Genomic DNA, 14,627 nt, shown 5'->3' with positions numbered 1-14,627 from the left:
TCGTTACCAGACCAGCTCGCCGTCTTCAGCGACGTCGGTCAACTGCTCAAGCGTCTGCTCGGCAGCTTGATCGGCTTCAAAGGCAGTCTTGAATTTCTGCTCATCGAGGATTTTGTGAAAGCGCGGGGCGCCTGAGCCACCCAGGGCTTTGACGGCGATGGCGGCGCTGTAGCCTCCCTCACCCGGTACTACGGCGGAAACGGCTTCAAACTGTGCAAACTCTTTACGTGCCATGTCGCGGATCCTGGCCAATGGAAAGTCGGCCATTCTAAACCGTCAGCTGGCCAACTGGTGCAACGGTGCTGCGTTGAACTGCGGATATTCGCCGCGAGCCTGAGCCGCCGAGACTTCGCAGAAGGTGTGAAAATCCAGGCTGTTGACCACCAATTCCTGCACCAGCTCGGCAAATACCTGCATGGCCGGGGTGCTGAAGTAGGCCGTCATGGCGTGTTGGTCGACCCAAAAACCAGACACCAGCCACAGTTCGGGATCGCACAACGAATGCTGCAAGGCAAAGTGCAGGCAACCGCTGGCCTGACGCGACGGTTCGATCAGGCCGCTCAAACGCGCGCCCAACTCCATCGAGCGGCCAGCGCGGGCGCGGACAAAAGCCATATGGCTGACAGGGATCTGCGTGGACATGTTCGACTCTCCCAAAGTGAAAGCAATCGGCAGCCTTGAGAGAGGCTGCGACAGGAACAGAGATTAAGCGACGGGCGTTAGGCCCGTTAGTCGATTCCTGCCGGCTTATTGCACAATCCTGCACCCGCACCTGACGGTCGCCAAACCAGCGCAAGGCCAGCTCCGGAAATGTGACAAAGGTATTTCAAGCAAGTTTTCTCGCGTTATGTTCGTGATCTCTATGCTGAATGCACCAGCGCAGCAGAATCAGGCAAGTTTTGCGCAGGATTTGCCTACCGTCCTGGCTTGCACAAATTTAAGCTGTGCCCCTCTCATCAACCTTGCCGAGGATGTTTCGCATGTCGCCTCCGGATCATACTCACGCCCTGCTGGACGCCGAGATGGAAAAACAGCGCGCGGAACTGGCCACGATCATCCGTCGCAACACCACCGAGGATGGCGCCTACGCGACCGCCATCGACTCGCTGATTCTGGCGCGCCACAGCACCCCACACGACTTCTCGCCCGGGCTGGCGCAACCCGCGTTGTGCATCCTCGCCCAAGGTCGCAAGGAAGTTCGACTGGCAGACGAATACTTCAATTACGACCCCCTCAATTACCTGGTGGTTTCGGTCTCGATGCCCCTCAGTGGACGCGTGGTCAACGTGTCGAGCGAACATCCCAACCTTGCCTTGCGCCTGGATATCGATCCGGCGGAAATCACCGCATTGATTGCCGACGCCGGGCCCATCGGCGTGCCCACCCGCCCTGCCGGACGCGGCCTGTATGTCGAACAACTGGATCAGCCGATGCTCGACGCAGTGCTGCGCCTGGCGCGCTTGCTCGACACCCCGAAGGACATCGCCATGCTCGCGCCGCTGATTCGTCGGGAGATTCTCTATCGCTTGTTGCGCAGCCAACAGGGACACCGGTTGTATGAGATCGCCGTCGCCAACAGCCAGAGCCATCGCATCAGTCAGGCGATCAAATGGCTTAACGGCAACTACGAGCAGCCGTTACGCATTGATGAGCTGGCCAAGGAAGTGAACCTGAGCGTGTCGACCCTGCACCATCGCTTCAAGGCGATGACGGCGATGAGTCCACTGCAATATCAGAAGCAACTGCGCCTGCAAGAGGCGCGGCGCTTGATGCTCGCCGAAGGCATCGACGCCTCGGCGGCGGGCTACCGCGTGGGCTATGAAAGCCCCTCGCAGTTCAGCCGCGAATACAGCCGGCTGTTTGGCGCGCCACCGTTGCGGGATCTGGCGCGGTTGCGGATGTCTGTCTAACCCCCGTAGGAGCTGGCGCAGCCTGCGATCTTTTGATCTTTCAGATGTAAAGTCAAAAGATCGCAGGCTGCGCCAGCTCCTACGGGGGGATTGTGTTATGGCGGGTCAGGGGGCAAGTACGCGGCAGGCTTCAGACGGAATAGTCACCGACACCGGGTTGCCGATGCTCAGGCCGATGCCCTGGCACGGTGTGCTCAACGCCGTCAGCGAGACCCCGGAACACTCGACCGTGGTTTCGATGGTCGCCCCGATATCCCGCACAAACGTCACTTTACCCAGCAGCCGATTACCCGCGGTTGCCTGCGGATGCGACAGTTGCAGGTCCTCGGGACGCACCAGCATCCTGACCTTCTCGCCGACCACGATGCTGCTGCAAATCGGCACTTGAAGCGCATCGCCACCGGGCAAACCGACTCGGCCACCGCCCAGCGCCGTGGCCGGAAAAATGTTCCCGGAGCCGATAAAGTCGGCGACAAACTCGTTGGCCGGGTGACGATAGATCTCGATCGGCGTACCCACCTGCTGCACCCGATTCTCGCCCAACACCACCACGATATCGGCCATGGTCATGGCTTCGCGCTGGTCGTGGGTAACCATGATGGTGGTGATGTTCAAGCGTTGCTGAAGCTGACGAATCTCTACTTGCATCGACTCGCGCAGCTTGGCGTCCAGTGCCGACAGCGGCTCGTCGAGCAGGAGGATTTTCGGGTGCGTGGCAATCGCCCGGGCAATCGCCACGCGCTGACGCTGACCACCGGAGAGTTTCGACACCGGACGATCAACCATCTCTTGCAGCTGAATCAGTTGCAGCAATTCAGTCACCCGCGCTTGCTGATCGGCCTTGCTCACGTTCCGCAGTTTCAGCGGATAGGCAATGTTCTCGCCGACCGTCATGTGCGGGAACAGCGCCAACGACTGAAACACCATGCCGAAGTTGCGCAAGTGCGCCGGCGTATGGCCAATGTCTTCACCGTCCAGACGAATTTCACCGCCGCTCAGGGTTTCCAGGCCGGCGATCATCCGCAGCAAGGTGGTTTTGCCACAGCCCGAAGGGCCGAGAAAACACACCAGTTTGCCCTCAGGCAGGTGCAGATTGACGTCCTTGACCGCGCACGCCGTGCCGTAGCGTTTCTCGACGTTTTCCAGAATCAGACCAGTCATGTTAATCACCTCAAGAAATCAAAACGAGACGCCACCTTCGCCAACCAGCTTCTCCAACGCCCAGATCAGGACGAAGTCGATCAGCACAATTAGCACGGCAAACGAGAATACGGTTGGGTCCAGCGACGAGACGGTGCGGCTGTACATCCAGATCGGCACGGTCATGACATCGATGGTGTAGAGGAAGTAGGTCACGGTGAACTCGTTGAACGAGACGATGAACGCCAGCAGCATCCCCGCGAGGATCCCCGACTTCATCAACGGCACCACCACATCGACTATCGCCCGCGTCGGCGAAGCGCCGAGCATCTGTGCGGCCTCTTCGACTTCACTGCCGATGGAAAGCATCGCCGCCGTGCAGTTCTTCACCACGAACGGCAACGCCAGAATGACGTGGGCAATCACCAGCCGCGAGGTGGTCATCTGGAACGGCAGGCTGTCGAACACCAGCAGCAGTGCCAGGCCCAATACCACCATCGGGAACACCAACGGCAGCGACATCAATTGCAGCGCCACTGCCTTGCCACGGAACTCGCAACGGGTCAGCGCATAGGCCGCCGGCACCGCGATGAGGGTCGCGAAGACCATGGTCAGGCACGCCACCATCAGGCTGGTGGACATGGCTTTGCCCAGGCTCAGCACATCGCTGGCATCCGGCGACACGAAGGTGTGCCAGGCGGCCCGATACCATTGCAGGCTGTAGCTGCTGGGCGGGAAATCGAGATTCGACGCGCCACTGAACGACATGACGATCATGGTCAGAATCGGCAGTACCGCCAGCAGCAGGATGAAACCGGACAACACGCCGGCAAACTTCCCGGTATCGCCAGGTAACAGCGACTGGCGCCTCTTGATCAACGTGCTCATTGCGAAGCCTCCAGCATGCGCCGACGACGGCCAGTGATGTATTCGGACAAGGTCATGATCGCCAGCGTGGTGACGATCAGCACCACACCAGCAGCGGAAGCCGCAGGCCAGTTCATCAGCGGGGCGATCTGGTCATGCACCATCACCGCAAGCATCGGCACGCGCCGGCCACCCAGCAGCAAAGGCACCACGAAGCTGCTGGCGTTGTAGGCAAACACCAGGGTCGCGCCGGTGATAATCCCCGGCAGGCTCATCGGCAACACGATTTGGCGGAACACCTGAAAGCGACTCGCGCCCAAGGTTGCCGCGGCTTCTTCGTAGGTCCGCGCGACGCCGCGCATGGCGCTGGCAATCGGCAGCACGGCCAATGGGAAAGCGGTTTGTACCAGGCCCATCAATACGCCGTTCTGGTTGTACAGCAGCATGATCGGACGCTTGATCAGGCCAAGCCCCATCAACGCCTGATTGAGCATTCCGCCGGGGCCTAGAATCACCAGCCAGCCGTAGCTTTGCAGCAACAGATTGACCAGCAACGGCAACAGCACCGCTGCCAGAAATATCCGGCGCAGCAAGGGTGAAGTGAGCCGCGACATGGTGTACGCCACCGGGATCGCCAGCAGCACGGCAATCACCGCGCTGAACAACGCCAGACGCAAGGTCAATATCAGGGATTTGAGGTAATAGGGTTCCAGCAACTGGGCATAACTGGCCAGGCTGAAGCCGGTCCATTCTGCGCCTTTGGTGCCCACGCTCATGCGCAACACCAGCAGGCTGGCAGCCATCAGCACACCGAGAAACAGCATCGATGGCGAAAGAAAAAACCAGGCGCGCGTCGTTGGCGAAACGCCGAGGCGGGGGCGCGTGACAGCGGCGCCGACCGGGTGGGTCAGAGGTTGGTGTTCCATAGCAATGGTCTCGTCAATGGAAGATCAGGTACAGGAAATATCTGAATGCGCGGCCCTTGTAGGAGCTGCCGAAGGCTGCGATCTTTTGACTTTGATCTTTTCTGAGCCGATGAAGATCAAGATCAACATCAAGATCAAAAGATCGCAGCCTTCGGCAGCTCCTACGGGGAGATCCGGTCAGCTTTCATACCTGTGCCGCGATGAGGTTCGAAGAACCTCCCCCGCAATTCAGATCAGGAAGAGAAGATTTCCGTGTAACGACGAATCCATTGGTCATGCACGGTCGCCAGGAAGGCGTTGTCGTGCATGATCGCCTTCTCGGCAATCTGCTCCGGCGTCAGGATGTACGGGCTCTTACGCGCTTCGGCAGAGATGATTGCCTTGGCATTGACCGGACCGTTGAAGATGTCTTCGGCCATCTTGCCCTGCACCAGCGGGTCGAGGGAGTGGTCGATAAAGGCGTAGGCCAGGTCGGTATCGCCCGGACGGTTCTTCGGCATGACCGACTGCATCAGGTCGGTGTAAAAACCTTCCTTCATGCCAAAGGTCGCACTCAGACCGTAGGCCGGATCGCGGATCTGTTTCGGGAAGAACGCTGGAGCGTACAGCCCCCCCATGTCCAGGGAGCCGGTGCGGAACAGTTCGGCGATCTGGTTCGGGTTTTCACCCAGGGTCACCACCCGGCTCTTGAGCTCGGCAAGTTTCTTGAAGCCGGGTTCAATGTTGTGTTCGTCACCACCGGCCAGTTTGGCCGCGATGATGATCAGGTCCATGGCCTCGGTCCAGTTCGGCGGCGGCAGGAAAATATTCGGCGCCAGGTCCGCATCCCACAGGGCCGCGTAGCTGTCCGGGGCTTCTTTCTGAGTGCGGGAGCTGTAGACGAGGCTGTTGCACCAGAGCAGGTAACCGATACCGTGACCGTTGGCCCCGGTGCGGTATTTCTCCGGTACGTCGATCAGGTTGGGAATGCGGTTCAGGTCAGGCTTTTCCAGCAGACCGGCGGCGGCCAGGCCTTCAGCGCCCACACCGGCCAGGGTGATGATGTCGTATTGCGGACGATCACCACCGGCCTTGAGCTTGGCGACCATTTCCGAGGTACTGCCAGTGCGGTCCGCGATGACCTTGGCGCCGGTCTTGGCTTCAAAGGTCGCGGCGATGTTGCGCAGTGCGGCAAGCCCGGTGTCATCAGACCAGGTCAACAGACGCAGGGTCTTGCCCTGAAAACGTGTGTCACTGGCGTTGGCGCGGATGAACGGCATGCTCATGGCCGCCACCGCAACCGATGCAACACCTACGGTCTTGATGAATTGTCTTCTGTTCAGATCATGATCGCCCATGAAGGACTCCCTTTATTGTTGTAGGTATGAGGTAGGAGCATCCCTTGCGCCCGCGCTATTCGATCCGCTGCAAGCCCCCGTATCACAAGGGCTGTAGCAAGGTCTGCGGATTCATCCTGAGGTCACGCAAAACGCGCAACAATCGAAAAAAAATCATTGGTGCCATGTCCCAGGCGCATGCCTCGTTACGAGTCATGCGTGGGCCGTTTTCGTGCCGTCAGACGGCGCGAATCACGTGCTTTATTTCTTGAAACGCCTGCAAGCCCCACGGCCCCAATTCACGGCCGAGGCTGCTCTGCTTGTAACCGCCCCAGGCTGTCTGCGGGAAGATCACCTGCGGCGCGTTGATCCACACCAGCCCCGCCTGCAAGGCGTTGGCGACCCTTTCGGCGGTCACCGCATCACGGCTGACCACACTGGCCACCAGACCGAACGGGCTGTCGTTGGCCAGCTCGATCGCCTCTTGCTCGGTGGCAAAACTGCGCACACAGAGCACCGGGCCAAAAATCTCTTCACACCACAACGCACTGTCGAGGGGCACTTCGGTGAAAATGGTCGGCCGCAAAAAATAGCCGTGTGGCAGATCGGCCGGCCGGTCACCGCCGCAGACCAAGCGCGCACCCGCGCTCAAGCCACGATCAATGTGGCCCAGCACACGCTGGTATTGCGCCTGATTGACCAACGCGCCCATTTCAACCTCAGGGTCAAACGGGTCAGCCACGCGAATCGCCTCGGCCCGCGCCGTCAGACGCAGCAGAAACTCATCCGCTACTTCATCAGCCACCAACACCCGGCTGGTGGCCGAACACATTTGCCCGGCGTTGAAGAAACCACCGCCACTGGCCAGTTCCACGGCCAGCTCGAGATCGGCGTCAGCCAGCACCAGCAGCGAGGATTTGCCCCCCAGTTCCAGGCTCACGCCTTTGACGGTTTCCGCCGCACGCTGCATGACCTGAACGCCCACCGCGTTGCTGCCGGTGAAGGAAATTTTCGCCACACGTGGATCGGCCGACAGCGGTGCACCGACCGCCAGGCCCGTGCCGCAGACCAGGTTGAACACCCCGTTGGGCAAACCGCTCTCGGCGATGATCGCCGCCAGTTCCAGCTCCGGCAACGGCGTGACCTCGGAAGGTTTGAGCACCACACAGCACCCCGCCGCCAAGGCTGGCGCGAGCTTCCAGGCGGTGGTGACCATCGGGAAGTTCCACGGCACGATCAACCCGACCACACCGCAGGGTTCACGGCGCACACGGGCGGCGAAGTCTTCGCTCGGCAATTCCACAACCCGGTCCTGGCCGACGTCCAGCGCCTCGGCCAGACCCGCGTAATACTCGAACGTGGCGATCACGTCATCGACATCGATGCCTGCTTCGAACTGTGGCTTGCCGTTGTTGCTCGACTGCACGTGCATCAAGCGCTCACGGCGTGCCTGCACCCCGTTGGCGATCTTGCGCAGCACCGCGCCGCGCTCGGCACCGGTGGTTTTCGACCACTGCGCAAACGCCGCGCTGGCCGCTGTGACCGCTTGATCAACCGCGCGCTGATCGCCACCTTTGACGGTGGTCAACAGGGCTTCGGTCGCCGGATTGATGACCCGCAAATGCTCGTCGCCAGCCGACCACTGGCCGTCGATGTACAGACCCTCCTGAATGATCGGAACGCTCATGCCGACACCGCCTTCATCCACTGGGTCTGGTCGATTTCGATCAGGGTCGGGCCCTGGCGATCAGTCGCCGCACGCAGTGCAACGCGCAGTTCTTCAACGCCGCTGACGGCCTGTGCCGCACAGCCCAGGCCTTTGGCCACGGCGATGAAGTCCGGGGTGTAGATGTCGACGCCAACCGGTTCGATCGCGCGGTTGACCATGTATTTCTTGATCTCTTCGTAGCCCTGGTTATTCCACAGCAGGACGATGACCGGGGTCCGTGCTTCCACCGCGCTGGCCAGTTCCGGCAAGGTGAACTGCAAACCGCCGTCGCCAATCAGGCACACCACCGGTGGACGACTGTTGCGCTCCTGACCACCACCGAGCCAAGCGCCGATGGCCGCCGGCAAGGCATAGCCGAGGGTGCCGTAACCGGTCGACGAGTTGAACCAGCGACGCGGGCGCTCCGGGTTGAATGTGAGGTTGCCGGTGTACACCGGTTGGGTCGAGTCGCCGACGAATACCGCTTCCGGCAACTCATCCAGCACGGTATGCAGGAACAGCGTCTGCGCACGGGTTGGCGCATCCCACGTGGTTTCAAGCTCGGCACGCAAGCGGGCGGCGCGAGCCTGGCCCCAATCGCTGCAGCGCTCGGCCAGCGAATGTTTGGCCACGCCGTCGAGCAAGGCCTGAGCCGCACTTTGTGCGTCGGACACCAGCGCCACTGTCGGCGAGTAGTTGCGCACGGTCTGGTCTGGATCGATATCGACCCGCAGCAAGGTGCCCGGAATCTCGAAGCCACCGGCAAAGGTCACGTCGTAGTCGGTCTCAGCCAGTTCAGTGCCGATTGCCAACACCACGTCGGCGTCAGCCACCAGGGCACGGGTGGCCACCAGTGTTTGGGTCGAACCAATCAGCAACGGATGAGCCGACGGCAGCATGCCTTTGGCGTTGATGGTCAGCGCCACCGGTGCATCGAGTAATTCGGCGAGCCGGGTCAACTCGGCTGCCGCGTCAATCGAACCGCCACCGGCGAGGATCAACGGCCGTTTGGCGTTGACCAACAGTTCACTCATCCGGGCCACGGCCGACGGCGCTGCACCGGCGCGAGTGATGCTCACCGGTTGGCTGGCGAGCAAGGCATCGGCGTCTTCGACCAGCACGTCGAGCGGAATTTCGATGTGCACCGGACGCGGCCGGCCGGCCTGGAACAAGGCAAAAGCACGGGCCAGCACACCCGGCAGTTCAGCCGCGGACATCAGCGTGTGGGAGAACGCCGCAACGCCGGCCACCAGTGCGCCCTGATTCGGCAACTCATGCAGCTTGCCGCGCCCACCGCCCAACTGGCTGCGCGATTGCACGCTGGAAATCACCAGCATCGGGATCGAATCGGCGTAAGCCTGGCCCATCGCCGTGGTGATGTTGGTCATGCCGGGGCCGGTGATAATGAAGCACACACCCGGTTTGCCGCTGGTGCGTGCATAACCGTCGGCCATGAAGCCGGCACCCTGCTCGTGACGCGGCGTAACGTGGTTGATGCTCGAACGGGCCAGCCCGCGATACAGCTCAACGGTATGCACGCCGGGAATGCCGAACACCTGCTCGACCCCGTACCCCTCGAGTAACTTGACCAATACTTCGCCGCACGTCGCCATGTCTTTACCCTTCTTGTTCGTTGAGACGCTGGCCCCGCGCGGCATGTGAAGGCGCGTAGCGGTGCTCAGTCATGGCGTTATTGGAACGGTCAGCGGGTAGCCGCAACAATCGATAAAAAGTCATACTCGCCATGTCCTCACCTCATGCCTTGGCGTCCCATGAAACGACTTCCACCCCTTCCCGCGTTGCACACGTTTCTGATCACCGCCCAGTGCTGTAATTTCACGCGGGCGGCCGAACAGCTGCACATCACCCAGGGTGCAGTGAGTCGGCAGATCGCCGGACTGGAAGAACATTTGGGCTACACGCTGTTTCACCGTCAGGCACGCGGGTTGAGCCTGACGGCCGAGGGGCTTGAGTGGCTGCCACGGATCCAGCAGGTGTTCGGTTTGATCGATGAGGCGGTGGAACAGGTGGGCGCGCACCGCGAAACCTTGCAGCTCAAGGCCTCGACCTGCGTCATGCGCTGGCTGCTGCCGCGCTTGCTGCAGTGGCAAAGGGAACGCCCGGACGTGCCGGTGGAACTGACCACCACGGTGCAACATGGCCTGGATTTTCATCGCGAACAGTTCGACGCCGCCGTCATGTACGGCGCACCGCCCGACAGTTCACTGGCGTCACTGCACCTGTTTGATGAGCAACTGACGCCGGTCTGTTCTCAACCACTGCTCGACGGCCCGGTGCCGCTGCACAGCCCGTCAGACCTGGATAAACATTTGCTGCTGCACCCAACGCGGGATCAGCGGGACTGGAAAGCCTGGTTGAAAGCGGCGGACGTCAACCTCAACACACTCGGCAAGGGCCAGCATTTCGAAACCCTGGACCTGGCAATGTCAGTGGCGTCTCAAGGGACGGGTGTGGCGATTGGGGATTGGTCGTTGATCGGCGATGACCTGAGTGCCGGACGGCTGGTCATGCCCTTTGATTTGAAGGTGAAAACGGGACTGGGATATTACCTGGTGTTCCCGCAGAAACCCGGACCGTCGCCGCAGCTGCGTGAGTTGATGGAGTGGCTGGTGGTGCAGGCCCAAGCGCGCTGAACATGACCTGAAACGTCCCCCCCCGTAGCAGCTGGCGCAGCCTGCGTTCGAGCGCGCAGCACTCGTACAACCTGCACACTCGATTCTTCAGGTAAACCGCATGTGCCGGATTGCGACCGCTGCGCGCTCGAACGCAGGCTGCGCCAGCTGCTACGGGGGGAGCGTAGCGTCTGGTAGATCAGTAACCCACGGTAAACCGCTGACGGCTATGCGCTGGCTTCTCGACTTCATCGAGCATCGCAATCGCGTAGTCGGCGAAGGTGATCCAGCTCTTGCCTTCGGCGCTTACCAGCAGATCGTCCTTGCCCACACGGAAGGTGCCGGTGCGCTCGCCTTCGACAAACAGCGCCGACGGTGACAGGAAGGTCCAGTCCAGATCCTTTTCCTGACGCAAGGTGTCGAGGTAGACGCCACCGGCAGTGGCCTCGGCCTTGTACTCTTCAGGAAAGTTCGGGGACTCGATGACTTTGCTGCCATCCGGCACCAACAGGGAACCGGCACCGCCCACCACCAGCAGACGTTTCACGCCGGCCTTTTTGACCGGCTCGATAATCGCGCTGGCCGGAATCGGCGCAAAGTGTGCCGCGCTGATCACCACATCAACATCTGCAACCGCCGCTTGCAACGCTGCGCTGTCGGCAACATCGACGTTCCGGGTGACAACACCGGCACGCGGGCTGATTTTCGAGGTGTCGCGGGCGATGGCGGTGACGCTGTGGCCACGACGCAGGGCTTCTTCCAGCAGTTGGCTACCGGCACGACCGGTGGCGCCAATGATTGCGATCTTGCTCATGAACAGTGCTCCAGTTCAGGTGTGACGCGGAGCGTCACTGGCTGCATTCCCACGCAGAGGGTTCGACGTGGGAACGATCATTCAGTTACTCAGTGACACTGACTTACCACTTCATCTCGCCCTTGGCGACTTTGGCGCTCAGCTCAAGCGAGCTTTCTTCGCCGAGGTTCGGGTAACGTTTTTTCATCGCAGCGATCAGCTCGACCGAATCTTTGGCCTTGGCGGTTTCTTCATCAAAGGCCTTGATGTAGTCGGCGGTGAAGTGCACGGCGGCCAGCGAACGTGCGCTGTCACCCAGGTAATGACCTGGAACAATGGTGTTCGGTTTCAGACTGTCGATGGTGTTCAGGGTAGTCAACCAATCAGCGTGTGACTGAGCGGTTTGGGTATCGGCCATCCACACGTGAATGTTTTCCGCGACGACCACACCGCCGACCACGGCTTTGATCGACGGGATCCAGACAAAGGTCCGGTCCGGTTGTTTGCCGTCCAGGCCGATGATGTCCAGCTTCTTGCCTTCCAGGGTCAGGCTGTGGCCCTTGAGCACGCCCGGCACGATGGTTTTTGCCGGTACATCAGCACCCATTTTCGGCCCCCAGAACGCCACTTTGCCTTCAACGGTCGCTTTGATGTGATCAACCGTCGGCTGCGAGGCGAGCACCTTGGCTTTTGGGAAAGCGGCAGTGATGGTGTCCAGGCCGAAGTAGTAATCCGGGTCACCGTGGCTGATGTAGATGGTGGTCAATTGCTTGCCGCTGGCGCGGATTTTTTCCACCACCTGCTCGGCCTGGGATTTGCCGAATTGCGCGTCCACCAGAATCGCTTCTTTCTCGCCGCTGACCAGTACCGAGGTCACCGGGAAGATAGCGGCGGTGCCCGGGTTGTAAACGTCCAGGGTGAGTGCCGGCGTGGCGGCTGCCGCATGAGCCGCAAAGCCCAGGGTGGCGGTGGCGAGTAAAAGACGCTTGAGAGAAGTGAAGCCGATCATGGTGCTGCTCCGTTGTGCATAAGCCGTGTTTGGCGATGGGACAGAGCTTAGTTGCCTGACTCGCTACAAAAAATGCGATGCTTGAACATAGTTTGTTTCTGAAAGCGGGCAAATCATGGATCGTCTTCAAGCAATGCGGGTGTTCGTCACCGTCGTCGACCTCGGCAGCCAGTCAGCCGCGTCCGATCATCTGGACCTGTCGCGCCCGGTGGTGTCGCGCTATCTGGCCGAACTGGAGGACTGGGTCGGGGCGCGCTTGATGCATCGCACCACGCGCAAACTCAGCCTGACCGCCGCCGGCACCGAGATCCTGCCGCGCTGTCGGCAGATGCTCGATTTGTCGAGTGACATGCAGGCCGCCGTCAGCGAACCGGACGATGCACCACGCGGCTTGCTGCGGATCAGCGTCAGCACTTCATTCGGCCAGGCGCAACTGGCCGACGCCATGGCGGCGTACGTCAAACGTTTTCCCGGTGTCAGCATCGACCTGCAAATGCTCGATCGCACGGTGAACCTGGTGGACGAGCGCATTGACCTCGCGATCCGCACCAGTAACGACCTGGACCCGAACCTGATTGCCCGGCGGCTGACCGTCTGCCGTTCGGTGATCTGCGCCTCACCCGCCTACCTGCGTGACCATCCGACGCCGCAACGGGTGGAAGACTTGAGCCAACACAATTGCCTGACCCACTCCTACTTCGGCAAAAGCCTCTGGCATTTCGAGCAGGACGGCGAGCAGGTCTCGGTGCCGGTGCAGGGCAACATCAGCGCCAACGAAGCCAGCACTCTGCTGCGCGCAGCAATGGCCGGTGCCGGCGTGGCGATGCTGCCCAGCTACCAGGCGTTCGTGCCTATCCACAGCGGCGAACTGGTGCGCCTGCTGCCTGACGCCGAACCTCGGCAGATGAACATGTACGCGGTGTACGCCTCACGCAAACACATGCCCGCGGCACTGCGCAGCATGCTGGATTTTCTGGTGTCGAGATTTCCTGAAACACCGGCGTGGGATGTAGGGCTGTAACCTCAAAAGATCGCAGCCTGCGGCAGCTCCTACAAAGGCTTGGCATACACCTCGTAGGAGCTGCCGAAGGCTGCGATCTTTTGATCTTTTTCCCATGTGCGCATGACGAATGAACGCGGTCCGAGCCTGCGGGAGCGCCTACAAAGGTTTCAATCTGACCTATGCTGATATCAGTACCCCTTAAAATATAAGGGGTATGAGTTCAGAGGTCCGCGCCATGAACGTCAAAACCAGAAGGTATCTCGCGATTTTTATCACCTGCACCGCCGCGCTGGCGTTGTATGGCACCGCTGCCTACCGCGTTGAACAGGCCCGGCAGTTGCCGCGCGAGTACGCCAGTTGCAACTTCGAACGGTGCATTCCACACAACGCGACCCTGAACGCCCTCAGGTAACGAGGGTCGTTAGCCCTCGCTGTCCTGATCAGCCTTCAAGCGATCCCGAAACGCTTTTGGTGAGATCCCGACACGGCGTCGAAACAGCCGCGTGAAATTGGTCGGGTCGGAGAAACCCAACACATCCGACATCTCATAAATGGTCATGCTGGTGTAGGTCAGCAGTCGCTTGGCCTCCAGCAACTGACGCTCGTGCATGATCTGCAACGCCGGTTGCCCCGCCAGCTCACGGCAGGTGCCGTTGAGGTGGGACACGGAAATCCCCAGCCGGTGTGCCAGATCCTCGACCTTCACGTGCTGGCGATAATTCTCTTCGACCAGCTGAATAAACCCGTTGAGGTATTCCCGCGCACGCTGTGGTCGCTGGCGGGCGGCGCGGCGCTGGATCACCTGACGGCTGACCCAGACCATGATCACGCTGACCAGCGAATGCATGAGCATTTCGCGTGCGGGCTGATGCCCGACGTATTCATTCTGCAAGGCAGAAAACAGGCTGTTGAGGTAGTCCGCGTCTATACCTGCCGAGTAACTTTCCGCCAGCGCCAGGGCATTCACCGAATTGCCCAGCTGTGCTTGAAGATGAGCCACCAGCGGTGCGGCCAGCGTCACCACAAAGCCTTCTACCTCTTCGGAAAAACGAAAACCGTGTACCAACAGCGGAGGCAGGATCTGGATCGCGGCTTCACCCAGCTGCGTACGCTGGCCCTCGATCTCAAGCTCCACCTGGCCTTTGAACACAAACAGTAACTGACACAAATCGGCATGCCGATGGGGTTTGATTTCCCATTGATGTTCGCGGCTGCGTTTGGAAATGGTTTCACAATGCAGCAAGTCAGGAGTTGGCCAGTCCAGGCTCTCGCCATAGCGTTTGAATACGGGAATCGAAGGAAGGGCAGGCTTGTTCATAACT

The 14,627-nt window shown here is 60.6% G+C and carries 15 protein-coding genes; 4 read left to right on the top strand and 11 right to left on the bottom strand.

The annotated features are described in order from the left end of the window. Nucleotides 1-3 precede the first annotated feature (3 nt). Both BLL42_RS20035 and BLL42_RS20030 read right to left on the bottom strand, forming a co-directional pair. On the bottom strand, nt 4-267 hold the full coding sequence (locus BLL42_RS20035; RefSeq protein ID WP_071553631.1) for a hypothetical protein: 264 nt from the start codon (nt 265-267) through the stop codon (nt 4-6). A gap of 9 nt (nt 268-276) precedes the next feature. Next, on the bottom strand, nt 277-642 hold the full coding sequence (locus BLL42_RS20030) for a putative quinol monooxygenase (RefSeq protein WP_071553630.1): 366 nt from the start codon (nt 640-642) through the stop codon (nt 277-279). A 338-nt stretch (nt 643-980) separates the two neighbouring features. Here BLL42_RS20030 and BLL42_RS20025 point away from each other — a divergent pair, with 338 nt between their 5' ends. Next, on the top strand, nt 981-1,910 hold the full coding sequence (locus BLL42_RS20025; protein ID WP_071553629.1) for an AraC family transcriptional regulator: 930 nt from the start codon (nt 981-983) through the stop codon (nt 1,908-1,910). Between the two features lie 105 nt (nt 1,911-2,015). Here BLL42_RS20025 and BLL42_RS20020 read toward each other — a convergent pair whose 3' ends face one another. The 6 genes from BLL42_RS20020 to BLL42_RS19995 all read right to left on the bottom strand — a co-directional run bounded on the left by BLL42_RS20020 (nt 2,016) and on the right by BLL42_RS19995 (nt 9,480). After that, on the bottom strand, nt 2,016-3,071 hold the full coding sequence (locus tag BLL42_RS20020; RefSeq protein ID WP_071553628.1) for an ABC transporter ATP-binding protein: 1,056 nt from the start codon (nt 3,069-3,071) through the stop codon (nt 2,016-2,018). Between the two features lie 18 nt (nt 3,072-3,089). Beyond that, a complete protein-coding gene (locus BLL42_RS20015; RefSeq protein WP_071553627.1) occupies nt 3,090-3,938 on the bottom strand; it encodes an ABC transporter permease in 849 nt (282 codons plus the stop codon). Further along, nucleotides 3,935-4,843 (bottom strand): ABC transporter permease, encoded by a 909-nt coding sequence (locus BLL42_RS20010; RefSeq protein WP_071553626.1) that lies wholly within the window; start codon nt 4,841-4,843, stop codon nt 3,935-3,937. Before BLL42_RS20010 ends, BLL42_RS20015 begins: the two co-directional genes overlap by 4 nt. 233 nt (nt 4,844-5,076) lie before the next feature. Beyond that, complete coding sequence (locus BLL42_RS20005; protein ID WP_071553625.1) at nt 5,077-6,180, bottom strand: extracellular solute-binding protein; 1,104 nt, start codon at nt 6,178-6,180, stop codon at nt 5,077-5,079. 217 nt (nt 6,181-6,397) lie between these two features. Next, complete coding sequence (locus tag BLL42_RS20000; protein WP_071553624.1) at nt 6,398-7,846, bottom strand: aldehyde dehydrogenase family protein; 1,449 nt, start codon at nt 7,844-7,846, stop codon at nt 6,398-6,400. Then, on the bottom strand, nt 7,843-9,480 hold the full coding sequence (locus BLL42_RS19995) for a 5-guanidino-2-oxopentanoate decarboxylase (RefSeq protein WP_071553623.1): 1,638 nt from the start codon (nt 9,478-9,480) through the stop codon (nt 7,843-7,845). Before BLL42_RS19995 ends, BLL42_RS20000 begins: the two co-directional genes overlap by 4 nt. Before the next feature lie 159 nt (nt 9,481-9,639). Between BLL42_RS19995 and BLL42_RS19990 the strand changes: the two genes are divergently transcribed. After that, nucleotides 9,640-10,521 (top strand): LysR substrate-binding domain-containing protein, encoded by an 882-nt coding sequence (locus BLL42_RS19990; RefSeq protein WP_071553622.1) that lies wholly within the window; start codon nt 9,640-9,642, stop codon nt 10,519-10,521. 178 nt (nt 10,522-10,699) lie between these two features. Here the strand turns inward: BLL42_RS19990 and BLL42_RS19985 are convergent, their stop codons facing one another. Beyond that, the gene (locus BLL42_RS19985; RefSeq protein WP_071553621.1) at nt 10,700-11,314 is read right to left on the bottom strand and encodes an NAD(P)-dependent oxidoreductase; all 615 of its coding nucleotides are present in this window, start codon (nt 11,312-11,314) and stop codon (nt 10,700-10,702) included. 103 nt (nt 11,315-11,417) lie between these two features. Further along, the gene (locus BLL42_RS19980) at nt 11,418-12,302 is read right to left on the bottom strand and encodes an MBL fold metallo-hydrolase (RefSeq protein ID WP_071553620.1); all 885 of its coding nucleotides are present in this window, start codon (nt 12,300-12,302) and stop codon (nt 11,418-11,420) included. 115 nt (nt 12,303-12,417) lie between these two features. On the opposite strand from BLL42_RS19980, the gene BLL42_RS19975 reads away from it, so the two are divergent. Both BLL42_RS19975 and BLL42_RS30220 read left to right on the top strand, forming a co-directional pair. Further along, a complete protein-coding gene (locus BLL42_RS19975) occupies nt 12,418-13,323 on the top strand; it encodes a LysR family transcriptional regulator (RefSeq protein WP_071553619.1) in 906 nt (301 codons plus the stop codon). Between the two features lie 217 nt (nt 13,324-13,540). Continuing rightward, nucleotides 13,541-13,717, top strand: a complete 177-nt coding sequence (locus tag BLL42_RS30220; protein WP_167368543.1) for a hypothetical protein — start codon at nt 13,541-13,543, stop codon at nt 13,715-13,717. A gap of 9 nt (nt 13,718-13,726) precedes the next feature. On the opposite strand, the gene BLL42_RS19970 is transcribed toward BLL42_RS30220, so the two are convergent. After that, nucleotides 13,727-14,623, bottom strand: a complete 897-nt coding sequence (locus tag BLL42_RS19970; protein WP_071553618.1) for a helix-turn-helix domain-containing protein — start codon at nt 14,621-14,623, stop codon at nt 13,727-13,729. Nucleotides 14,624-14,627: the final 4 nt, after the last annotated feature.

The sequence above is a fragment of the Pseudomonas frederiksbergensis genome (assembly GCF_001874645.1).
Classification (GTDB): domain Bacteria; phylum Pseudomonadota; class Gammaproteobacteria; order Pseudomonadales; family Pseudomonadaceae; genus Aquipseudomonas; species Aquipseudomonas frederiksbergensis_B.
This window is presented reverse-complemented; position numbering and strand designations above follow the sequence as displayed.